This window comes from Paucibacter sp. PLA-PC-4, assembly GCF_026241155.1.
Classification (GTDB): domain Bacteria; phylum Pseudomonadota; class Gammaproteobacteria; order Burkholderiales; family Burkholderiaceae_C; genus Roseateles_E.
Genome location: NZ_JAPFGP010000001.1, coordinates 171203 through 193878, shown reverse-complemented (window position 1 = coordinate 193878; position 22676 = coordinate 171203). Strand labels below are relative to the sequence as shown.

Genomic DNA, 22676 nt, shown 5'->3' with positions numbered 1-22676 from the left:
CTCGCGAGTGAGTAGGCCAGCGCTATCGAGGATAGAGGCCAATCTCAAACGGCGCAGTGTATTGGGCGACGCGACCGCGATTCTTGGCATGTTCGCGGGCTTCGGCCCGAGCACACGCGACACGGTGGCGCAGGAGTCGAAGCGCCCCTTGCGCTTGACCAACCTGCGGCTGTTTGACGGCACCAGGCGGGAGATGCAAAACGGCGTTGCCATTCTGATCGCCTGCGATCGCATCCATGCCCTGCCCTGCCCCGGCGCTGCGAGTCGTCGGGCGACGCCGAACTCATCTATTGTGGCGGGCGTGCCGTGGCCCCGGGTTTGGTGGGCATGCACGCTCACATCATCTTGGCGGGGATCAATGAGCAGACGGCCCTGTACGGCGAGGCAACATTTGTCCACCTGGTCGCCAGCCGCACTGCATCGACGATGCTGAACCAGGGCTTCACCACCATCCGCGACGTCGGTGGACCGGCTTTTGCGCTGAAGCTTGCGATCGACCGGGGCATCATGCCCGGGCCGCGCAGCTTTGCTTCCGTTGCCGCGCTCTCGCAGACTTCGGGACAGGGCGACTTTCGGCTTCTCGACGAGCTGCCGCGGATGCCCACAACACCGGCGCACCGCGTGGAGCGCGAAGTCATCAACATCCTTGCAGACAGCGTACCCGAGGTGCTGCGCCGCACGCGCGAACAGCTGATGAAATGGGCCAGCAAGATCAATGTCATGGCTGGCGGCGGCGTCAGTTCGCTCTACGATCCGCTGGAAACCGCGCAGTATCTGGAAGACGACTTGCGTGCGGCCGTTCAGGCGGCGGCCGACTGGGGCACCTATGTTTGCACCCTTGTCTACACGCCTGCGGGCATCCAGCGCTGCGTAAAGGCTGGCGAGAAGTGCATCGAGCACGGCCAGCTGGCGGATGCTGCGGCGGTCAAGGCCATGGCCGACGCCGGCGTCTGGTGCGGCATCCAGCCCTTTCTTGCCGACGAGGATGCGAATCCGAAGTCGGATCCAAGGCAACGCGCGAAGCAAGTGGAAGTCGGCGAGAGGACCGTGCGATCCTTTGATCTGGTGCGTCGCCATTCGCCACGCCTGGCCTTCGGCACCGATTACTCTTCAACCCGGGTGGCGTGGCACGAATGGGCCGCCAGCTCAACAAGTTCACCCGTTTCATGTCGCCACTGGAAGCCCTGCGTCTGGCCACCGGTGCGGCCGGCGAACTGCTGGCGCTATTGGGGCCGCGCTCACCCTACGACGACGCGCTGGGCGCGCTGCGTCCGGGCGCCATGGCCGACCTGCTGCTTGTGGATGGCAGCCCGGAGAAGAGTCTGGACCGGCTAGAGAACCACGAGACTTCGCTGCGCATCATCATGAAAGGCGGGCGCTTCGTGAAACGCAGCATGGCCTAGCCTGCGCCATCGTCAGCCCTGCTTGTTCATCATCTCCCGCATGCCCGCACAAGCATCCTCGCGCGCAGGCGCCGCAGTGATCCAGACGTAGTGGTATGGCAGGCCCTGCGTCTTGGCTCCGGTCTCGACAAAACCGACGCTGGCCACCCGCGCCGCCGGCTGCTGTGCCGCAATCAGGTGGGGCACGCCGTAGTCGCGGCGCACATGTCCGTTGCCAGCGACCAGCACGGCCGGCTTGCCCTGGGCCTGCGCTGCGGCTTGCAGGCTCAGCCACATCGCCGCATCGCGGGCGCGCTGGGCCCAGCCCATGCCAACCAGGCGCTCGCCGGCCAGCATGCCGCAATGGCCCTGCACCAGATCAGTGTCCAGCGCCTTGGCGCCGGCCGCGTCCAGCGGCGCGGCGCGAGTGACGGCCCTCAAGTCATCCGGCAGGGCCGATTCGCCCTTGCGAGCCAGCTCGCGAGCCTGCTCGCGCGGGGCATTGCCGCCGACCAGCAGGCGACCTGGCGCCGCCGCCGCCACAAACAAGGGCTCGTGCAGCGGCCAGCGCCAGCCCTTCTCGTCAAAGCCGGCCGCCTGCAGGCGCGGCAGCAGCGCAGGGCCTGGCAGCACGGCCTGGCCACGCGTCATGTGCTCGGCCACCACCGGCACGCGCGGGCCCAGCGCGCTCAGCAGTTCGGCGCGGCGCTGATGGTGCACAGCGTTGTCGTGCTGTTCGCCGAGCAGCACATAGTCGCTGGCAAGCAGCTTGTGCAGCAGCTCGTCACGGCTGATCTCGCGGCCGCTGGCCAGCTCGACGATGCGCTCGTTGCTGGGCGTCATACCCAGCTGGGCGCAGCCGGCCTGCAGCACGAGCAAGCCTAACAGGAGTGTCTTCTTCATTGCGTGCCGCCTTCCGGTACATAGACGATGGAACCGTCCTTCATTTTGTAGGCCACGCCGGCCTTCTCGCCGTCGCCGCTGCCGATCGCTCCGCTGGCCTTGAAGCGCTCCACCTTCTCGCCCTTCTTCACCATGATCTCCATCGAGGGCTTGCCGGGGTCGGTGATCACGGTAATGTCCTGCTTGTTGAACGGGTTGATCATCGGGTTCTGCGCCACCGTGATCAGCAGCGCCGCGATCACGACCAAGAAGATGTCGATCAGGTTAACAACCGACAGGATCGGATCGTCGGTCTCGGCTTCGTGAAGTAGCTTGATGGCCATTTCAAGCCCCTGCCTTCAGGCGCAGCTTGCCGATCTCGACGATTTCCTCGGCCAGCCAGCGACGCTGGATATTGACCACCCAGAAGGTAATGGACGCAGCGATAAGTGCCAGGATCACAGCCGAGAAAGCCACGGTCAGGTTCTGCGAGACGGCAGCCAGATTACCGTCCGACAGCGAGCGCAGCGCCGGACCCATAGGGATCATGGTCGCGACCAGGCCCAGCATCGGCGTGACGCGGCTGGCGATGCGCGGGCCTTCCATCAGGCGGTGGGCTTTCAGATCCAGCTCGTCGTCGCTCAAGCCCTGCGGCCCGGCCGCCAGGTGTGCGGCCAGCAGCGGGCGACCCGCCCCATAGCGGCGCCGCTGCAGGTGCACGACAAAAGCGCCCAGCACCCAGAAGGCATAGAGAAAGAGGACGGCGATCAGGGCCAGGGTCGGCAGCAAAAACCACTGCGCCACCAGATACATGCTGTTTTCGAGAATGGAAGACATAGCGTTTGAAGGGTCGGAAATGAGAAGGTTATTCAGGAGGCGATGCGCATGTGAGAACAGGCGTCCTGACGCCAGGCGCGCCAACCACCGCCGACGGTGGCCAACAACAGTAGGAGCATCACGGCCAGGCTGGTGACAATCAGCTGCGGCGCATTGGTCGGCGGTGGCTCGGCCACCCTGTCGAGCTTCATGCCTTGAATCGGTGGCGGTGCCGGCGCGGGATCGGCAGCCTCCACCGGTGGCGCAGCGGCGGCAGCCGCCTGGGCCATGACGGCTGCGGCTGCGCTGTCCAGGCCGAAGCCTGCCGCTGCGACAAACTGATTGAAGGCCTGGTTGTCGGTCCTCACATCATGGCGGCGGGACAGCTCGCGCCAGCGCTCTTTGAGCTCGGCGACGCTTTGTGCATCGGCCTGCCACTGCCCCTGGCGCGCGGCCTCCAGCATGCGTTCGATGCTTTGCGCCAGCGCGTGCGGATTCTGGCTTTCGAACCAGCGCTTCAGGCCCAGATTGTGTTTGTCACGCACATAGACATCCATGAACTCCTGCCACTGGTCGTGGCGCACGATCTCGCGCGCCACCGACTGCCAGCCTGCGAAGTTGTTGATGCCATCGAGCACCTGCAGGGTGCCGGCATAGCCCTCCTTCATCAGCCCGCTGATATAGCCAGGATGGAAGTTGCGCGTGGCCAGCTCCTTGGCAAGGAACTGCGCCGCCCCCTCAACCTTGCCCCCACCCAAGCCTCGCAGATTCGAGACATAGAGCTCAGGCGCCTTGCCGTCCAGATAGCGCACCGCCAGGCCGATGCCGCCCAGATACTGGAAGGGATCATCGGTCGTCAGCATGCCGTAGAGGTTGGAGCTGCGCGCCAGCACCGCGCCCTCGGTGCCGCGCAGGTGCTCGGCATACAGGTTCAGATCGCCGCCCTTGCCTCCTTGATCGGCGCCCCTTGATCCCACACCTTTTGCGCCCCACTCGGCCTCGTCCGGCCCGTAGGCGAACTGCATGCGCGAGAGGTAGAGCTCGGCCAGCTTGCGGTCGCCCTGCGCCTGCGTCTTCCAGGTGTCGGTGGCCAGCGCCGCATCGTCCAGGCCGGTGCCGTAGCGGCCGCTCTCGGACGAGAAGATGCGGGTCTGGCCGGCCCGCCGGGCTGCATCCGCATCGACGCCCCGGGCCTGCAGTTGCTGCGCAATGCGTCGGGCGTTGGTAGCCACAGGGTTGTCGGCCTCGTCACCGGCCTCGGCGGCCAGCTTGGCGGCCTTGGCGAGCTGGCGCATGACATTGGGGAAATGGTCGCGGTACAGGCCGGTGGCCGACAACACGATGTCGACTCGCGGCCGGCCCAGCTGCGCGCGCGGGATCAGCTTCACATCGCTGACCCGCCCGCCGGCATCCCAGACCGGCTCGACGCCCAGGGCCCACAGCGCCTGCGCCTCCAGCAGGCCGAAATGCCGCATGGTCTCGACCGACCATAGCGTGAAGGTCAGCTTTCGCGGCAGCTTGCCGCCACTCTTGGCCTTGTGAGCCGCGATCAGCTGGTTCATCGCGTCTTTGCCGGCGGCCCAGGCCGCCTGGGTCGGCACGCGCGACGGGTCGAAGCCGTAGAGATTGCGCCCGGTGGGCAGCGAGTCCGGGTTTTTGATCGGGTCGCCGCCATAGCTGGTTGCGATGTAGCGGCCGGCCAGCGCCGCCAGCAAGCCGTCCATCTCGCTTTTCCCACCCAGCGCCTGGTGCCAACTACGCGCCTGAGCCAGCTTGGGCACCAGCGCGGCGGGCAGGCTTTGGGCGACGCTGTCGTCGCCGGCAAGCAGGGCCTGCAGTTTGCGAAACGGCGTGGACTCCTGCAACTTGCTCCAGTCGCCGACCAGCATCTCGTCGGCTTCCTCGCCGGGCCCGGCTACACCTTCCCAGAACTCCTTGCCCAGCATCATCAGTACGGTGGCAGTGCGCCAGGGCTCGCCAGCCCCCTGGCCGAAGGTGTGCAGACCCATGGGCTGGGCCGTCAGTGCCAGCTCGTGCAGATGGTCATGCACCTCGGTGACAAAGGCCGGGAAGTCCGCAGCGATACGGGCCTCGCTCCAGGCCATGTCCTGCGGCAGCCGCTGCTTGCGTACGACATCGAGGAACTCGGCACGAATCTTGTCGCGCACGCTGCCCTCGTCCTGGGCCAGCCAGTCGTGCAGAAGGTCGTGGATGCGGGTCAGCGAGGCATGCAGCCCGGCTGGCGCGAACGGCGGGGTCTGGTGGCTGATGATGGTGGCGCGGCCGCGTCGGCGCGCCTGAGTTGCTTCGCCGATGTTATCGACGATATAGGGGTAGACCACAGGCAAATTGCCGACCGCTAGCATCGGAAAGTCGTGGGTGGCCGACAGCCCCCGCTCCTTGCCCGGCAGCCATTCCTGGCTGCCATGGGTGCCGTAGTGCACCAGGGCGTCGGCACTCTGACGTGCCCACAGATAGGTGGCCATATAGTGGTGAGAGGGGGCCGCGCTGCTCGAGTGGTAGAGCGCCTTTTCCTTGTCGCCACCGCGGTCACCACGGCCCGGCTGGGGCAGCAGGCTCACATGGCCCAGTTGCAGGCGCGGGATCACAAAGAAACGCTGGCCGCCCTGGGCAAGCAACATCGACGAGTCCTCGGGCTCGCCCCAGGACTGGCGCAGCTGGACCTGCACGGACTCCGGCAGGCCGGCGAGCCAGCGCTTGTATTCGACCAACGGCAGACGATCGGCCAGGCCCTCGCGCAGCAGGGCCTGCAGCACCTGCTTGTCCTCGGGCGGCCTATAGGACGGTGCCAGCAAGCGCTGCAGTTGCAGGGTCAACAGCGTTTCGTCCATGGCCTCCGTGCGGTAGCCGGCGCCCTGCAGCGCGGCCAGGGTGGCCGAGAGGCTCTTAGGCAGATTCATGAAGGAGGCGCTGAGATTTTTTTCGCCGGCCGGATAATTCCAGAAGAACACCGCAACCTTGCGCTCGCCCGCGCTCTTGCGCTGCAGCCCCACCAGGTTCAGAGCCTTCCCCACCACCGCCGCACTTTGCGCCACGATGGTCTCGACCTGCTCGTCGCCCTTGCGGGTGGCTGCGGCGATCTGGATATCGGTGATGCCGGCGTACTCGGCCTGAGCCAGGTAGAAGGGCACGTCCATCAGCTGCACACCCTGCGGGTCGGCGGCCCAAGCGGCGGCGTCGCCGCGCCGGTAGGCCATGGCCTGGATTACCGGTAAGCCCAGAGCCTCGAACTCCTTGCGTCGCTGCTCGGGGCCCAGCGTGATCTGGGTGTTGATCAGCACATCGACCAGCAGCTTGCCATCGGCACCGGTAACCATTTTGCTGATACTGTCGTCGCCCATTACCGGGCTGTAGAAAGGCCAGGCCAAGGCTCCGCCCGCTTCGATGCGCTCGATCAGCTCGTCGATGAAGCCAGTCTGTTCGGCCGATATGCTTTGCTGGTGGAAGGCAATGCCGATCACCGGCGGGCGTTTGGCTGGGTCGATACCGCGCCACTGCAGATAGGCTGCCGGCGTCGGCAGCACAACCTTGCCATCGGCCAGCTTCGGGTGATAGAGCGCGGACGGCGGGAACACGATGGGCGCGGGTAGTCGGGCCCAGTCCTGAAGGCCTTCGCGGCTCCTCAGATGCGCAGCGATGCTGCGCAGAAAGCCGTCCAGATTCGAGCGCCCACCGTTAACGTAATAGGCATGAAGGCGCTGGGCCAGCGCCTCGGGCAGGCCCGAGGACTTCGGCGCGACGGTGGGCAGCCAGACATGGGGCTTGCCCGCCAGCGCCGGCAGCGCAGCACCCAGCCGCTGGCGCACATAGTCCTCAATATGCTGGCGAGGCGCGTCGATCAAGACCAAGTCGGCGCCGGCCCAAAACTTGGCATCCACATCAGGCCCCAGCTTCTCAGCAAAGCGCGCCTCGATGCGCAGGCCCAGTGGCTCGGCCGCCTTGGCCAACGCGACGAACTTGCCCGGCGCAACGGGGCTGGCCGAGACGAAGAGCACGGTGGCAGCCTGGGCTAGGCCGGGCAGGACGGCGGCTGCGGCCAGCAGCAAGGTCAAGAAACGACGCATACGGGACTGGCGACCTCAGAACTGGTAGCGAACGCTGGCGCTGAGATTGCGGCCGGCCTGGGTGTAGGCATCTAGCGCGACATTGCTCGGTGCGATTCCGCGCACGTCGGACCAGTTCCAGTATTTGACGTCGCCGATATTGTTCAACGCGGCGTTCAAGCTCCAGCGCTTTGTGATGTCCCACCAGGCCGTCAGGTCCCCGACCACAAAGCCCTTGGGCGTGTAGTTCGTGCTGGGGCTGGGATTGCGGCGCTGGCTCTTCATGCCGGTCAGGGTGAGCTCGCTGCCCCAGACGCCCTCCTGCTCGTAACGCAGTGCCAGCACGCCCTTGTCAGGGTCCACCGTGCTCAGCGGGGTCTTGACACCATTGACCTCGCTGTCGCCCTTTGTATGGGCATAGCTGGCACTGACGGTCCATTGCGGCAGGAAGGTCCAAGCGCCGCTGAGCTCATAGCCGCTGATGCGAGCCTTGCCCATATTGATGGACTTGAAGATCAGCGGATCGGCCACGGTACCGGTGCCGCCGACGGTCTGATTGGCGGCAATGAAGTCCTTGTAGCGCGCGCTGAACAAGGCCGCGCTGTAACGCAGGCTGTCGCTGCGACCACGCAGACCTAGCTCATAGGCATCGCTGGTTTCGGGCTTGAGATCGGGATTGCCCACCGAGGTGTAGGCCGGGACTGAGTTCAGATTGGTGACGCCGCCGTTGACCTGGGTCGGCGTCGGCGCGCGGAAGCCATGCGAGTACTGGCCGAAGACGCGCAGCATCGGCGTATAGGTCCAGACCAGGCCCAGTTTGGGCGACAGTTCCTGGTCGCTGAGTTTGACGGGCTCGGCCTTGTTGTTAACGGAATAGAGCGGGTCGTTCTTGCGCGGGTCGAGCTCGAAGCGGTCCAGGCGAAGACCCGGGGTCACGGTCAGGCTGCCCAGCGTGATCTCGTCCTGGACGAAGGCCCCGAACAGACGGTAGTCGGTATCAGGAAAGCTCTTGTTGACCGGTCCGAAGCCGGTTGGCGAGGGCGCCGTGACCAACGTGCCGTTCAGATAGTTGCCGCCGTTTTTAAGCGAGTGGACCTTGGCACTAGATGCATCGACCCCATAGACCAGGCGCTGATTCGTCAGATAACTCTCGAACTGGACCGAGCCGCCGACCAGGCGCTCGGCATAGAGTGCATCGCGCGAACGGGTGTTCCAAGCCGTCGTGTTGGTACGCTGCTCGAAGCCCAGCTGGCGGTTCTTGGCGTCCTGCCAATAGACATTGGCCAGCACGCGTTGGAAGATTGGGTTGCTGCTGTCGGCAAACTCGTAGTCCAGCTTGAGCAGGCTACGCTGGATACGCTCGGCCGCATCGACGCGGGTGGTGGTCGGGTATGAAGCCTCGCCGAACAGGGTGTAGACATCGGTATCGACATCGCGGTCCAGATGCTCCATCGAGAGCTTCAGACGCTGGCGCGTGTCGATCTTGTAGACCAGCTTGCCGAGAAGATAGTTGGACGTAATGTCCTGCGGATTGGCGGTAGTGCGGAAGCGATTCTTGGATTCGTTGTCACCGCGCGTCTCGGTCTCATGGCCACGGCGCAGGCTGGCCAGCAGCAGGCCCTCGAACTGGTCGGCACGGAAGGCGTAGCTGGGCACAACGGTGCCGGACTTGTCCACTGATGAGTAGCCCAACTTCAAGGCCGCCTGGCTGTTCTTGCCCTTGGGCAGCAAGTCGACCGGGTCCTTGGTGGCAAAGCTGACCGCGCCGGCCAGGCCGTCGCTGCCGTAGGAAGTCGACGAGGAGCCGCGCAGGATCTCGACCTTCTTGAAGGCCTCGACATCGATATAGTCGCCGCGACCCGCGAACACCGGACCGCTCTCGTAGACCATGGGCAGCCGCACACCATCGGTCTGCAGCAGAACCTGGTTGCCCTCCAGGCCGCGAATATTGATGCCCTCATTGCCACCTCGACCGACGTTGTAGAACGCTGCCGAACTGCGGTTGGGCTGCGATCGCACCGAAATGCCGACCTCCTGGCGCAGCATGTCCTTGATGTCGCCGGCCTGCTTGCGTGCGATGTCCTTGTCCGTCAGCGTGGTGACGCTGGCGGCGACCTCGTCTTCCGGGGTGGCCAGCCGCGTGGCTGAAGTCACCACCTTGGGCAGATCAGGCGCCGTTAGAGGCTGAGGCTGAGGCTGAGGCTGAGCCTGGGCCAGGCCTGCCAGCGAGGCGACGGCCAGCGCCAGCGGATGCAGACGCGGCAGAGCGCGGGCGAGAACTGAAGAAGAAGAGCAGCGTGCCATGGACGGACCTTGGATTCGTTCGCTGCAGGCGCTGCTGCGGCCGCCGCCCGGACGCGGCCCGCCATCGCTCTGGCCCTCGGGGGCCGTCGCCGCTGGCAAAGCCTGGCCCGAAGCGGCAGACGGCGTCGAGCCCGCGGCTGGGTTGGGGACTTTGTGCTGGTCGAGCGGCGGGCGAAGAAAGGGCGGCTGGCTGGCTCTGTCAGCGAGTTCGCGGCCGACGGCCGCAGAACTCGCGATACACAGATTCTACTTAATAACGATTCTCATTAACAGATTGATGCAAACACGCTACAACTGTCTGTGCGGCAGGCGTGCATCGCTCAGATCTCGACCTTGGAGCCCAGCTCGACGATGCGGTTGGTCGGCAGGTGCAGGAAGTCGGCCGCAGCGGCGGCATTGCGGTGCATGCTAGCGAACAGCTTCTCGCGCCACAGGGCCATACCGCCACCGGTTGTGGGAATCACGATGTCACGCGACAAGAAGTAGCTCGTCTCCATCTCGTCCAGATGCACGCCGCGCTGCTCCAGCAGCTTCAGCGCCTCGGGCACATCAGGCTCGTTCTTGAAGCCAAAATTCAGGCTGACGGCCCAGCAGTCCTTGCCCAGGCTCTCTACTTGGACCCGGCGGTCGAAGCTGATCCACGGCACCTCGTGGTGCTTGACACTGACGAACAGGTTTTGCTCATGAAGCACCTTGTTGTGCTTGAGGTTGTGCAAGAGGGCGTTGGGCGTCACACCCTGCTCGGCGGCCAGGAACACCGCCGTGCCGAACACGCGAGTCGGCGGGCTGATGAAGACGGCTTCCAAGAAACTCTTCAAGTCGATCGCGTCCTCACGCAGCTTATGGCTAAGCTGGCGCCGGCCCTGCTTCCAGGTCAGCATCAAGGTGAACATGCCGACGCCGATCAGCAGCGGGAACCAGCCGCCATGGGCCAGCTTCAGCAGGTTGGAGGCAAGGAAGGTGATGTCGATCACGAAGAAAACGCCGGTGGCGGCCACACACAGCGCCAGCGGATAGCGCCAGCCGTAGCGAATCACGAAGAAGGTCATCACCGTCGTGATAGTCATGTCTATCGTCACCGCCACGCCATAGGCGCCGGCCAGCTTGCTGCTGGATCCGAACAGCACCACGGCCAGCACGACGAAGGCGAACAGGCCCCAGTTGACGAAGGGCACATAAATCTGGCCGGTGTCGCGCACGGAGGTGTGAAGGATGCGCATGCGCGGCAGGATGCCCAGCTGAACGGCCTGCTTGGTGACCGAGAAGGCGGCCGTGATCAGCGCCTGCGAGGCGACGCTGGCCGCCACCGCCGACAGCAGGAACAGTGGAATTTCGGCCCACACCGGGGCTAGTAGGAAGAAGGGATTCTTGATCGCCTCGGGCTGCTGCAGCAGCAGCGCGCCCTGGCCAAAGTAATTGATCACCAGCGCCGGCATCACGATGCCGTACCAGGCATAGCGGATAGGTTTCTTGCCGAAGTGCCCGAGGTCGGCATACAGCGCCTCGCCGCCGGTCACCACCAGCACCACCGCGCCCAGCGCGACGAAGGCCACCCATCGGTATTCCAGGCAGAAAGCCAGGGCCCAGGCCGGGTTCAGTGCCTGCAGCACATGGGGGTTGTCCAGCACCTTGGGCAGACCTAGCAGAGCCAGGCTCAAGAACCAACACAGCATGACCGGCCCGAAGGCGCGGCCGATGCCGCCAGTGCCGAAGCGCTGCACCGCGAACAGGCCGGCCAGCACCAAGAGAGCCACCGGCACGATGGCGTCGTGGAACTGCGGCGCATAGACATCAATGCCCTCGACCGCACTGAGCACCGTCATCGCCGGCGTGATCACCGCATCGCCATAGAAGATCGCGGTGCCGAACAGGCCCACCAGCATCAGTCGGCGACGCAGCCGGGGCTTGTCATTGACCGCATTGGTGGCCAGCGCCAGCATTGCGATCAGGCCGCCCTCGCCGTTGTTGTCAGCGCGCAGTATCAGCAGCACGTACTTCAGCGAGACCACGACGGTCATGGTCCAGAACAGCAGCGAGAGCACGCCCAGGATGTTGTCGTGGGTCAGCGGCACATGGCCGCCATGGAACACCTCCTTGAGCGCGTACAGCGGGCTGGTGCCGATATCGCCATAGACAACGCCCAGGGCGCCAAGGGTCAGGCCCGCTTGGGCCAGAGGGCTGCGGGTCGCGGTGGATGAACTCACAAGGGGGCTGCGGCGGGCCGCAGATTGCCGAAAACCGCTATTGTGCGCCTGCTATTGTGCGGTGCGTCAATCGCCAGACCCGAGTCCGCCGGCCATCGTTGCGGCCACGCACCTCCCGCACTCAGGGGGTGGCCCGCAAGGCCTCGCCGGCCAGCAAGCGGCGCACAAACTCGGCCGTGGCCTGGGCGAGATAGTCTCGGTTGTCGCTGCGCACAAAGCTGTGGCCTTCGTTCTCCGCACTCAAGAACCAGACCGGCGTGCCGTTGCGCCGCACCGCCGTGACCATCTGCTGCGCCTCGGCATGCGGCACGCGCGGGTCGTTGCGGCCATGAACAACGAACAGCGGCTTCTTGACCTCGGCAGCTCGAGCGAGCGGCGAGATCCGGCGCAGGAAGTCGCGCATCTCCGGGTCCCGCTCGTCGCCGTACTCGGCGCGGCGGTTGTCGCGCCGATAGCTCTCGGTCTGCTCCAGAAAACTGATGAAGTTGGCAATGCCGACCCGGCAGATCGCGCCGGCAATGCGGGCCGACTCCTGGGTCGCCACGGCCAGCGCCATATAGCCGCCATAGCTGCCGCCGGCCACGATGACCCGGCTTGCATCCATGTCCTCGCGGGTGGCGATCAGGTCCAGCAGCGCGCTGATGTCGCGGACCGCATCCTCTCGTCTGATGCCATTGTCCAGGTTCAGAAAGCGCTTGCCGAAGCCGTCCGAGCCACGCACATTCGGCTGGATGACATGCATGCCCTGCTGCTCGACGAGCTGGCGCAGCGTGGCCGACAGATAGCCGGGCCGGGCCTGGGACGAGGGCCCGCCGTGGATCTGGATATAGACCGGGCGTCGACCCTTGAAGCGAGCCGGCGGCGGCGTGTGCAGGCCGCTGATATCCAATCCGTCAAAGCTCTTCCAGCGCAGCAGGCCGAAGGCCGGCGCCGTCTCGCCCTCCTCGCCGGGCGTCCAGGCCTGCAGCGAATCATCGGCCAGGCTCCAGCTGTAGATGCGGCCGGGACTTTGCGCCGACACATGATCGAAGCCCAGCTCGGCGCGTCGCGGGTGCCAGCGCGGGCTGCGCAGCACACCGGCCGGCAGGTCCTCGGCCACACGCCATGGGGCCTTCTCAGCCTTGGCCGGGTCATAGAGTCGCAACACCGACAAGCCGGCTTCGTTGCTGACCAAGGCCAGCGGCCGGCCGTCGGCGCGCGGCGGTACGGCCAAGGCCTCCAGATCTGCGCCACGGCCGACCAGCAGCGGCAGCCGCTCGCCGCTGGCGACATCGATGCGCTGCAGGTGACGGAAGTCATCCTGGCTGCTCGCGCGGGCCCAGACCCAGTCCTCGTCGTCAAGTTCCTCCGCCTTCTGTGCCGCCCCCAACGGCCGGCCCGGCTTGCCATCCAGCCCGAAGCGCAGCTGCTGGCTCTTGCCCGCGCGGGTCTCGGTCAGCACGATGGCGCCACCGGCCGAGACGCGCAGGCCGGTGAAGCGACCGCCCACCACTTCGGCCAGTTGAAGGGCGCTCTCCGGCCGCTGCGGATCCAGCCAGAACAGGCGACTGCGCGCCTGCCGGGCCCCGCCTTCCAGGCCCGGCTGGGCTTGACGATCCAGGCGCTCCAGCAGATAGACCAGGCCCTGGCCGGCAGGCAGGAACTCGAAAGCGTTGACACGCTCGCTTGCCGGCGTCAGCGCCACGCTGGGCGCGCCGGCCTCGACTTCGCCGTCGGCCAGGCGAAACAGCCGGTAGGCCTCGTCGCCCTTGTGGTCGCGGCTGAACACCAGGTAGCGGCCGCTCTCGGGCTCCCATTGCGCGGCATTGACAGCATCGCTGCCGCGCGTCAGCGGTTGAGGACTAGCGCCCGGTGCGCTCAGACGCTGCAGCTGGGTGACGCCGCCGGCCCGCCCTAGCACCAGCATCTCGCGGCGCGAGGGATGCCAGTCGACGAAACGATAGGCCGGAGGCTCCTTACGCACGGCGTGTGGGCTGCGCTCGAACAGCGGAATGCCGTCGGCCAGCAGTTGCGGGCCGGGGCGGACGGGCTCGGCCAGGGTCGCAGCCGGCCAGCCCAACAGGCCCGCCAGCAGCAGGCCCACCCATCGGCGGTATGACATCGCGAACGCCATGTTCAGAACTCGTAGGACGCGGTCAGCGACAGGAAGCGGCCATAAGGATCGGCGTGGCTGGAATCAATGCCCGTGGCATCCTCGGTGGGATCGAACGGCGGCTTGCTATCGGCCAGATTGCGCAGTGAGGCCAGCAGCTTCAAACCCTTGAAGCCCTTGTAGCCGATCGAGGCATCGACGGTGGCCCAGGGCTTCATCACGCACAGATCGGTACGGCCGGCCTCGGTCAGCTCGGCAGCGCAGCTGCTCGTGGCGCTGTGGCCGCGGAAGCGACCCGCGTAGTTCCCGGTCAGCGTGGTGGACCAGGCGCCGCCGGTCCAACTCAGGCTCAACTTGTTCTTGGTGCGCGGTGCGCCGTAGTAGCCCAGTGTCTCGACGATGGGGCGTCCGGCCTCGGTCTGCTGCTTGCGAGTCAGCGTGCGGCTACCGCCGAAACTCAGCTTGATGCGCTGGCCGCCTGCCAGTTGCCAGCGGTAGCTGGCCTCGTAGTCCAGGCCGCCGGTGGTGGAACTGGCCAGATTGCGGTACTGGCGCAGCACCTGGCTGATCTGGCCGGGCTTGCCAGGATCATCGCTGGGAAGGCGCACCACGGCCCCCGGGAACTCGCTCTCCCGATCCACCACCTGCTGCGCCGTTAGGCGATCAACCTCGCCCGTGCGTTCCACATACCAGGCATCCAGCACCACATCCATGTTCTCGATCGGCTCCATCAGCAGGCCCAGCGAGTAGGTCTTGGCCTTTTCGGCGTCCAGTGCCGAGTTGGACTGGATCACGCTGGAGATGCGCCGGCTGCAGTCGTCATTGCTGGAGGACGAGACCGGGCACAGCCGTTTGTCCTGCACCGTCGTGAACGCAAAAACCGCCGACTGCGACACCTGCGACAGCGAGGGCGCCCGGAAGCCGGTCGCATAAGTGCCTCGCACCGCCGCCCAGTTGCTCAGCTTGTACTTGGCGCCCAGGGTACCGGTCAGCGCATTGCCGAAGTCGGAGTAGCGCTCGGCGCGCAGGGCGAACTGGGTCTCCAGGTCCTTGGCCAGCGGCGCCTGCAACTCGGCATAGGCGGCGCCGACATTGCGCGCGCCGTTGGCCTCGCCGATGCCGCGGCCGATGATGTCGCCGGCTGCAGTCAGCGGGTCGGCGCGCAGGCTGAAGCTCTCGCGCCGCAACTCGGCGCCCAGGCCCAGCATCAGCTCGCCGCCGGCCAGTTGGGCCAGTGCGCGCGAGCCGCGCAGGTCCAGTGAAGTGGTCTTGGCCTTGCCCTCGTCCGTCACCTCCGGAGCCACGCTGGCCAGAACCTCGGGGCTGTTGATCCCGCCGAAGCGGTAGCTGCCGGTGGCCAGCGCCCGCTGAAGACCCGACAGACTCAGCCGCCCGCTCAGGACCTTGCTGTTCTTCTGCACATGATGCAGGAAGCCGGCATCCAGGTCCCAGCCGGCCAGGCTGGAACTGGCCGAGAGCACCAGGCGGGTGTTGTCGGCGCGGCTGCGGGTGGCGGCGGCGATGTCGACAAAGCGGTAACGCAGGCCGAAGTCGGTCGGGCGGCTGAAAGTGTAGGTATTGCTGTTGACCCGCATCACCACCGGATTGGCTGCGGTGGCCAGCCGGGTCGGATTGTCAGGATGGGCTCCAGGCAGCACCAGACCGTTGAAAAGCACCGGTCGGCCCAGGGCGTCTCCCCACTGGGTCAGCGATTCGGTGCGCGCCGGCGAGGCGTCCATGAAGTCGGTCTCAACCCGCGAGGCCAGCAGCTCGGCACTCAGCGTGGTGACATCACCGAGCGCCCAGTTGGCGCGGGCAAATACCGCATGGCGGCTTTGGTCGCTACTGTACTGCTCGGCCGCAGCGTCGAGGTTGTACTTGCACTGCAGGGCCGCATTGGTGGCCGAGGTCGGCAGCTGATTCTCGGCGGCGCAGCCAGGCATCATGCCGCGGAAGCTGCCGGAGCGACCACTGTTGTAGGTGTAGAGATTGCCCGGCCAGCTGCTGGTGCTGTCGGTGGCGAGCCGGTTGAACAAGGGGCCATAGAGGTCCTGGCGCACCCGGTTCGGTGCCTCAGCGATGGACACGCCCTCGCGGCGCTGCACATCGAGGCCGGCGAAGACATTGAAACCGTCATTGAGGAAGTCACCGAAGCCCGCCATCGCGGTGGCACGGTGTGTCTTGAACAGTCCATCGAAGCGCTGCTGCGCGCCCAGCTCGACCAGACGGCCGCGGTAGTCGCGCTTCATGATGATGTTCACCACGCCGGCCATCGCATCCGATCCATACAGCGAGGAGGCGCCGGCTTTCAGGATCTCGATGCGCTCGATCGCGGCCAGCGGGATCGAATTGACGTTGAAGATCGTGGACTGCCCGCTGTTCGGGTCCAACATCGCAGCCGGCGCCAGACGGCGACCGTTGACCAGGGTCAGCGTTGCGGCCGAGCCCATGCCACGCAGAGAGATCGAGGCGGTGCCGGCGGCAAAGCCGCTGCCGCTGTCCATATCGTTGAGTCCGCCAGCGCCGGTAGCCGGATTCATGCGCAGCAACTCGTCGATCGAGCTGGCACCGCTGCGCTCGATATCGTCCTTGGTGATCACGCTGACCGGCACCGGGGTCTCACTGTCGGTACGTTTGATCATCGAGCCGGTCACGACGACGCGCTCGACTTGGTTGACCGCGGCGCCGTCTTGCGCCTGGGCATGGCCGGCAAGCACCAGTACAGCGAGAGTGATCAGATGGGGACGTAGATTTTTTTTCATCGGGTGGCTTCCAGGGGCGGTGGCAGTCGGAGGCCGTCATGCAATTGACACGCGGCCATCATCTGGCACGAACCCTAACGAGAGCCTCCACCGCCGGCATGAGATCTTGTTTGCTAAAGTTTCCCAATGGTTATCAAGACGCGGCCCGCCCGGGCCCCCGAGGAGGCGGAAACCTTTGTCAGCCGGCGCATGAGTCTGCGCCATCTGCGTGTGGTTCAGGCCCTGGCCGAGGCGGGCAGCCTGAGCGCGGCGGCCGAGCTGCTGCATGTGACCCAGCCGGCTGTCAGCAAGACCTTGGGCGAGATCGAGCGGGCCCTGGGGGAAACCCTGTTTGTGCGGCGCGGACGCAGCTTGCGCGCCACAGCGCTGGGCGAGCGGCTGATTGCGCTGGCCCGCAAACTGGAAGCTGATCTGCGCCGGGGTGGCGAGGACGTGGCCTCGCTGGTGCGCGGAGCCTCGGGCGAGTTGCTGATTGGAGCCACCAATGCGGCGCTCACCGAGATCCTGCCTGATGCGCTGGCGGCGATGAAGGCCGAGCATCCCTGCGTGACCCTGACGGTGCGCACCCATGCGCTGACCGATCTGTTCGACGATTTGCGTCAGGGTCGTCTGGACCTGGTGATCGCACGCGCCGTCCCGCAGGAGATGCCGGCCGATCTGGAGTCGCACTGCCTGCTGAGCCAGCAGGAGGTGGTGGTGATCAGCAGCCACCACCCCTTGGCGACGGTCAAGCGGATCGGCTGGGAAGCGCTGCAGGAGCAGGCCTGGATCTGGCCCCTGCCGGGCACGCGCTCGCGTGCGCTGCGCGATCGGCTGTGGCAGGGTATGGGCATGCCGCTGCCAAGCAACGTGGTGCAGACCGGCGATCTGATGCTGACGCTGAGCCTGATGCGGCGCATCCCCCTTTTGACCATCCTGCCTCAACATGTGGCGCGTGCCGCCGCGCAAACCGGCGCCGTCAAGATCCTGCCCCTGGAGGCTCAGCTGGGCCTGGCGGAGCTGAGCTTGTGGCATTTGCGCGAGCCGCAAAGCGATCTGGTCGAGGAATTCAAAAGCCTGCTGCTGCAAGCAGCGCTCAAGCTGGCCTGAACAAGGCGTGAGCCTTACTCGTACACCTCGGCATCCGGATCGGTGACTTCCAACTCATAGCTGGCCGCCAGCATGGCGAGGCGGGCGATCACGCCGTACATATAGAAGCGATTGGGCGCGCTGGCGCCGGGCTTGGCGCCGGGGCGCGGCAGCTGCGAGGACTCGGCGAAGGCCAGCGGCACGAAGCGCGATCCCGGCGCGTTCAGGTTCTCGTCGAAACCACGCTCGGCATGGACGCGGTAGAAGCCCCCGACCACATAACGGTCCATCATGTAGACCACCGGCTCGGCCACCGCCTCGTTGACCCGCTCATGGGTGGGCACGCCCTCCTGCAGGATCAGGGCGCTAACCTCCTGCCCGTCCTTGACCGCGCTGCCGGGCATGCGCCCTAGTGCCGCCAGATCTTTGGCGTCGCGCACCGTCAGCAGCCCAGCGCCGTAGGTGCTGGCGTCGGGCTTGATGATCACGAAGGGCTTCTCCGGGATGCCATATTCCTTGTACTTGCGCCGCACCTTGCCCAGCAGCGCATCGGCCTGGGTCTGCAAGGCCTCCAGATCCTGCGACGGGCCGGCTGCCGTGGTGTCGAAGCGCGTGTACATCGGGTTGATCAGCCACGGATCCATGCCCAGAAGCTTGGCAAACTTCTTCGCCACCTCTTCGTAGGCGCGCAGATGGTTGTGCTTGCGGCGTACGGCCCAGCCAGCATGCAGTGGCGGCAGCAGGTACTGTTCATGCAGCCCCTCCAGCACACCCGGCACACCGGCCGACAGGTCGTTGTTCAGCAGGATGGTGCAGGGATCGAAATCCTTGAGTCCGAGGCGGCCACGCGTGCGCAGCAACGGTTCCAGGGTCAGACTGCTGCCGTCGGCCAGATTCAGCTCGGTGGGCTGCTTGATGTCCTCGTCCAGGCTACCCAGGCGCACATTCAGGCCGGCCTGGGTGAAGATGCGCACCAGGGTCGCGACATTGGCCAGGTAGAAGGTGTTGCGGATGTTCGACTCGGGCACCAGCAGCAGGTTCTTGGCCTCGGGGCAGATTTTCTCGATCGCTGCCATCGCCGCCTGCACCGCCAGCGGCAGCATCTCGGGGGTCAGGTTGTTAAAGCCGCCGGGGAAGAGATTGGTGTCGACCGGCGCCAGCTTGAAGCCGGCGTTGCGCACATCGACCGAGCTGTAGAACGGCGGCGTGTGCTCCATCCACTCCAGCCGGAACCAGCGCTCGATCGCCGGCATCGACTCCAGAATGCGCTGCTCCAGCTCGTTGATGGGGCCGTTCAATGCGGTGATCAGATGGGGGACCATGGGTCGTGCCTGTCGGTGACCCGCGAAGGGTCTGGGGAGGAGGGGGCGAAGCGATTCTAGAAGCAAGACATGGGGACGCCTCCCAAGGACTCAAGGGTAGAGTGCGAGCCATGATGATGCGCCCCCTGCTGCTCAGCCTGTTGCTGCTTTGGATCCCGGCCCGTGACGCCCTGGCCGAGAAGCCCTGCCCGCCAGCGCCGGCCGCACCGGCCGCATCGGGCGCGCAGCGAGATCGCGGGCTGCTGTGGCGCATCAGCAAGAACGGGCGCAGCGCTTGGCTGTTTGGCAGCATCCATCTGGGCCGGCCGGACTGGGCCAGGCCCGGACCGCAGCTGCAAGCCGCGCTGCAGGACAGCGACACCCTGGCGCTGGAGCTCGACCCTGCGGACCTGCAGGTCCAACGCCAGCTGGCAGCCGGCCTGAGCCGCCCCCTGGCCGTGGACGCCGCACTGCGCGAACGCCTGGCTGCACAGGCCGCAGCAGCCTGCTTGCCCGAAGGTGCGCTTGCCGCGCTGCACCCGCTGATGCAAGCCATCACGCTGACCATGCTAGAAGCCCGCTGGGAAGGGCTGGTGTCCAGCCACGGGCAGGAGATGGTGCTGTCGGAGCAGGCGCGCGCGCGCGGCCTGGCCGTCGTCTCGCTGGAGACCGTGCGCCAGCAGCTCGATGCCTTGCTGCCCGCCGATGTCGACGAGGCTCGCCGCTTGACCGCCGACACGCTGGAACAGCTGGAACAGGGCAAGGTGCGGCCCATGCTGCGGCGCCTGGTGCGGGCTTGGGAGCAGGGCGATCTGCAGACACTGAGCGACTACGAGCGCTGGTGCGACTGCGCCGACACGCCAGCCGACCGCGCCTTCCTGCGGCGCCTGATCGAGGGCCGCAATCCGGCACTGGCGGCACGCATCGACGCGCTGCATAGCCAGGGCCGCAAGCTCTTCGTGGCCGTCGGCGCCCTGCATATGCCCGGGCCCCAGGGCTTGCCAGCCCTGCTGGCGCAGCGCGGCTACCAGGTCGAACGCGTCGCGCTGCCAGCGCACTGAGCCAGGCCGTGGCCCTGATTCGCAAGCCCTATCTGCTGCGCGCCGAGTTCCGCTCCGATGCGCAACCGGACTTCGGCAGCTATCCCTTCAGCATCGCCGCCGTGCGCGATCTCGCCCAGATCGATTTTCATGCCGATGTGACCTTCTTCGTCGGCGAGAACGGCGCCGGCAAGTCCACCGTGCTGGAAGCGCTAGCGGTGGCTCTGGGCCACAACCCTGAGGGCGGCACGCGCAACGCGCGCTTCCAGACCACGGATGCCGCGATCTCGCCGCTACACGAGACGCTGCGCCTGGTGCGCAGCGCCTTCCGGCCGCGTGAGGGCTATTTCTTGCGCGCCGAGAGCCTGTTCAATGTGGCGACCTATCTGGACGGGCTGCCGGGCGCGCCCTCGCCGTCCCTGCATGCCTGCTCGCATGGGGAGGCTTTCATGGCCGTGCTGTTTGAGCGGCTGCGCGGCGAGGGCCTCTATCTGCTGGACGAGCCCGAGGCCGCGCTGTCGCCGAACCGCCAGCTGGCCGCGCTGCGGGTGATCGACGAGCTGGTGCGCAAGGGTTCGCAATTCATCATTGCCACCCATTCGCCCATCCTGCTGGCCTATCCGCACGCCCGCATTCTGCAGTTCGACGCAGCGGGCATCACCGAGCTGCGCTACGAGGACACCGAGCACTACGCGGTGACGCGCGATTTTCTGAACCACTATCCGAAGCGGCTGGAGCAGCTGCTGGGCGACGGCGAGTAAGCGTCATCGCTATGGCCGGCCCGTGCTCCGTAGCATGGAGGAGCGGCCAGCACCATCTGGATGAGTCTTACACGGGGCAGCTTGCCTGGCGCAACTAGACTCTGCGTTCAAACAAGAACCGATCCTCAGGGAGTGAGTCAATCAATGTCATCACGAAGGCGTGGCAACGCCTGCGCTCAGCCGCGTTCGTGTTGTGCTGCATCGGTACCGGCGCGCCAGCGCTGGGGCAAACAGCAAGCGCGAGCATCGCCAAGGCGGAGCTATAACAAGTCTGCAGTGCTCAAGGCTGCGAGTCCTTCAAGCCACCGGCGGAACTCGGCCGCATCAAGAGCGTGCAGTCCTGGCCCATCGCCAAGGCGTCCCGGGTTGCCGCGCTGGTTAGCGGCACCAAGGGCCATGCGATGTGCGCTGCGCCTGTCTGCAGTGGCCCGATCAAGTGCATAGGCATCAATTTCCCCTCCGTGGCGCAGGTCAAGTTCCGGATCGTCAACCGGCCTGGAAACGGCTACTCGATTCGCGCATACGCCAGGACGGGTGAAGCTACCAAGCCCGCGATGAAGGCCCTGACTCGCCAATTCGTTCACGAGTTCCGTCGCTCCAAGGACTTGCTCGATCAGCGCATCGAGTACACACGCCCACCGACGCGCTCGGCCAATCGTTCACAGATCGATCTGGATGCTAGGAGCGGCATGGTCATGCTGGCTGGCGGCGACCTCGAATGCCAGAGTGACGATTGCGTGGTCATCGAGGGTCCCGGGGCGGGAGATGATCCAGGCGACGAAGAAGACCCCGGGAGGATGAGGGCGATCCCAGGGACGAGTCGTATCGACAGGATGAGCCTGTGGAACGCCCTGAACCTGAGCCCTGTCCGACGGGCAGCACAAATGCTGCCTTGGGTCGCGCAATGCAGGCAATGGCTTTGCATTGCCCCACACACGAGTACATTCTTGAGGGATGCCTTAAAGGCGCGAAGGTGATCTTGGAGCAACAAATAAAGCGTTGCTGGCGATACATCCACACTGATGGCTACTGGGATAGCGTCGCTTGCAACAATTGCATCACGTAGGCTGATCGAACCTACGACGGAGAGGTCAACGCTTGCTATCGTGAGTATGCAGAGAACAAGCGATGAGTACTGACCTCTTGTTCTTTGAAAAGCACTCGGTCATGTTGCGCACGGTCGTGATGTCAGACGCGGCGCAAGACCCCAAACCCCTCGCGGTCAGGATTTGGCTCAAGCCCGCCTTGGCATCCGGCGATGCAGAGTGTGCGATGCAGATCGACGGTTTGATGCGCGAGCCCATCACCTTCGCGGGCATCGACAGCATGCATGCGCTGGAGATCGCGATGTCGGCCGCCGACAGCCACCTCGTCTATGCATCCAGGGCCAAAAATCTGAAGCACCGCTGGGGCCAGCCCTACCACTCAACCAGCAGTTGGGGCCCCCGGCCGCTGCCACCTGCCCCGCCGTCAGAAGCCATCGCGCACACCTAATGGTTCGTCGATCCCGACGGGGTCGGGCAATCTTTCCGTCTCTTCATCAAACCGCCCAAACTGCTGGACGCACAGGAGAAGGGGGCGTAAGTATGGGCTTGCCATCTGGACCTGCTGCCCCAGTTCAACAAAGGTTCCGCACCGATCTGAGCACGGGATCCGATGCTGGCATTGAACAAGGCCAAGGCGCTGGTCAGCCTGCTCTTCGACGCCTACCGGCGACGCGGCTGGGTGCTGATGTACTCCCCCCAGGACAAGACCCCGCTGCCGCAGACCTTGTCCGCATCAGCACCAAGCCATGACGAAAGCGCAGCGTCCGCGCAGGCGCTGTTGGACGAGGTGCGCCTCAGTCATCCCGAATTGGTTGACTTCATTGAAGGCGCCGCCCGCTTGTCAGGTAAGCCATGAACCGCTACAAGCTCGAAGCGCTGCTCATGATTGCCTTGACGCTGGTGGTGGTGCTGCTGCTTGGCGTGCTGGCCGCGATCTTCCTGGTCTAGGCGCTG

Annotated in this window: 16 protein-coding genes; 7 read left to right on the top strand and 9 right to left on the bottom strand. The window is 65.7% G+C overall.

Annotated features, from left to right (window positions below; genetic code table 11):
• The first annotated feature begins 306 nt into the window (after positions 1–306).
• Positions 307–1335: an amidohydrolase family protein gene (locus tag OOZ63_RS00940; RefSeq protein ID WP_266003435.1), complete on the top strand. Its 1029-nt coding sequence runs from the start codon at positions 307–309 to the stop codon at positions 1333–1335.
• An 80-nt stretch (positions 1336–1415) separates the two neighbouring features.
• Here the strand turns inward: OOZ63_RS00940 and OOZ63_RS00935 are convergent, their stop codons facing one another.
• From OOZ63_RS00935 to OOZ63_RS00900, 8 genes are all read right to left on the bottom strand, one after another.
• Entirely contained in the window at positions 1416–2285 is an 870-nt protein-coding gene (locus OOZ63_RS00935; RefSeq protein ID WP_266003434.1) for a ChaN family lipoprotein, read from the bottom strand.
• Entirely contained in the window at positions 2282–2602 is a 321-nt protein-coding gene (locus tag OOZ63_RS00930) for a DUF2149 domain-containing protein (RefSeq protein WP_266003777.1), read from the bottom strand. Before OOZ63_RS00930 ends, OOZ63_RS00935 begins: the two co-directional genes overlap by 4 nt.
• Before the next feature lie 7 nt (positions 2603–2609).
• A complete protein-coding gene (locus OOZ63_RS00925) occupies positions 2610–3101 on the bottom strand; it encodes a MotA/TolQ/ExbB proton channel family protein (RefSeq protein ID WP_266003433.1) in 492 nt (163 codons plus the stop codon).
• A gap of 32 nt (positions 3102–3133) precedes the next feature.
• On the bottom strand, positions 3134–7165 hold the full coding sequence (cobN, locus tag OOZ63_RS00920) for a cobaltochelatase subunit CobN (RefSeq protein WP_266003432.1): 4032 nt from the start codon (positions 7163–7165) through the stop codon (positions 3134–3136).
• 15 nt (positions 7166–7180) lie between these two features.
• The gene (locus OOZ63_RS00915) at positions 7181–9448 is read right to left on the bottom strand and encodes a TonB-dependent hemoglobin/transferrin/lactoferrin family receptor (protein ID WP_266003431.1); all 2268 of its coding nucleotides are present in this window, start codon (positions 9446–9448) and stop codon (positions 7181–7183) included.
• Positions 9449–9768: 320 nt separating this feature from the next.
• Positions 9769–11652: a potassium transporter Kup gene (locus OOZ63_RS00910; RefSeq protein WP_266003429.1), complete on the bottom strand. Its 1884-nt coding sequence runs from the start codon at positions 11650–11652 to the stop codon at positions 9769–9771.
• 121 nt (positions 11653–11773) lie between these two features.
• Positions 11774–13753: an alpha/beta fold hydrolase gene (locus OOZ63_RS00905; protein WP_266003428.1), complete on the bottom strand. Its 1980-nt coding sequence runs from the start codon at positions 13751–13753 to the stop codon at positions 11774–11776.
• Between the two features lie 14 nt (positions 13754–13767).
• Positions 13768–16506, bottom strand: coding sequence for a TonB-dependent receptor plug domain-containing protein (locus OOZ63_RS00900; protein ID WP_266003427.1), 2739 nt, complete (start codon positions 16504–16506; stop codon positions 13768–13770).
• 126 nt (positions 16507–16632) lie between these two features.
• On the opposite strand from OOZ63_RS00900, the gene OOZ63_RS00895 reads away from it, so the two are divergent.
• Positions 16633–17595: a LysR family transcriptional regulator gene (locus OOZ63_RS00895; RefSeq protein WP_266003426.1), complete on the top strand. Its 963-nt coding sequence runs from the start codon at positions 16633–16635 to the stop codon at positions 17593–17595.
• A gap of 14 nt (positions 17596–17609) precedes the next feature.
• On the opposite strand, the gene gshA is transcribed toward OOZ63_RS00895, so the two are convergent.
• On the bottom strand, positions 17610–18896 hold the full coding sequence (gshA, locus tag OOZ63_RS00890; RefSeq protein WP_266003425.1) for a glutamate--cysteine ligase: 1287 nt from the start codon (positions 18894–18896) through the stop codon (positions 17610–17612).
• A gap of 110 nt (positions 18897–19006) precedes the next feature.
• Here gshA and OOZ63_RS00885 point away from each other — a divergent pair, with 110 nt between their 5' ends.
• From OOZ63_RS00885 to OOZ63_RS00865, 5 genes are all read left to right on the top strand, one after another.
• Positions 19007–19936, top strand: a complete 930-nt coding sequence (locus tag OOZ63_RS00885; RefSeq protein ID WP_266003424.1) for a TraB/GumN family protein — start codon at positions 19007–19009, stop codon at positions 19934–19936.
• A gap of 8 nt (positions 19937–19944) precedes the next feature.
• The gene (locus OOZ63_RS00880) at positions 19945–20676 is read left to right on the top strand and encodes an AAA family ATPase (RefSeq protein ID WP_266003423.1); all 732 of its coding nucleotides are present in this window, start codon (positions 19945–19947) and stop codon (positions 20674–20676) included.
• Positions 20677–21008: 332 nt separating this feature from the next.
• Positions 21009–21653 carry a hypothetical protein gene (locus tag OOZ63_RS00875; RefSeq protein WP_266003421.1) on the top strand — a complete coding sequence of 215 codons (645 nt, stop codon included), beginning with the start codon at positions 21009–21011 and terminating at the stop codon, positions 21651–21653.
• A gap of 151 nt (positions 21654–21804) precedes the next feature.
• Entirely contained in the window at positions 21805–22170 is a 366-nt protein-coding gene (locus tag OOZ63_RS00870; protein ID WP_266003420.1) for a DUF6968 family protein, read from the top strand.
• A gap of 171 nt (positions 22171–22341) precedes the next feature.
• Positions 22342–22578 carry a hypothetical protein gene (locus tag OOZ63_RS00865; RefSeq protein ID WP_266003419.1) on the top strand — a complete coding sequence of 79 codons (237 nt, stop codon included), beginning with the start codon at positions 22342–22344 and terminating at the stop codon, positions 22576–22578.
• The last annotated feature ends 98 nt before the right edge of the window (positions 22579–22676 follow it).

Excerpts from the sequence above, each read along its gene's own strand:
- OOZ63_RS00885 (WP_266003424.1), top strand. The coding sequence starts at position 19,007 with ATGATGATGCGCCCCCTGCTGCTCAGCCTGTTGCTGCTTTGGATCCCG.
- OOZ63_RS00900 (WP_266003427.1), bottom strand. The coding sequence starts at position 16,506 with ATGAAAAAAAATCTACGTCCCCATCTGATCACTCTCGCTGTACTGGTG.
- cobN (WP_266003432.1), bottom strand. The coding sequence starts at position 7,165 with ATGCGTCGTTTCTTGACCTTGCTGCTGGCCGCAGCCGCCGTCCTGCCC.
- OOZ63_RS00925 (WP_266003433.1), bottom strand. The coding sequence starts at position 3,101 with ATGTCTTCCATTCTCGAAAACAGCATGTATCTGGTGGCGCAGTGGTTT.
- gshA (WP_266003425.1), bottom strand. The coding sequence starts at position 18,896 with ATGGTCCCCCATCTGATCACCGCATTGAACGGCCCCATCAACGAGCTG.
- OOZ63_RS00895 (WP_266003426.1), top strand. The coding sequence starts at position 16,633 with ATGGTTATCAAGACGCGGCCCGCCCGGGCCCCCGAGGAGGCGGAAACC.
- OOZ63_RS00870 (WP_266003420.1), top strand. The coding sequence starts at position 21,805 with ATGAGTACTGACCTCTTGTTCTTTGAAAAGCACTCGGTCATGTTGCGC.
- OOZ63_RS00905 (WP_266003428.1), bottom strand. The coding sequence starts at position 13,753 with ATGTCATACCGCCGATGGGTGGGCCTGCTGCTGGCGGGCCTGTTGGGC.
- OOZ63_RS00935 (WP_266003434.1), bottom strand. The coding sequence starts at position 2,285 with ATGAAGAAGACACTCCTGTTAGGCTTGCTCGTGCTGCAGGCCGGCTGC.
- OOZ63_RS00915 (WP_266003431.1), bottom strand. The coding sequence starts at position 9,448 with ATGGCACGCTGCTCTTCTTCTTCAGTTCTCGCCCGCGCTCTGCCGCGT.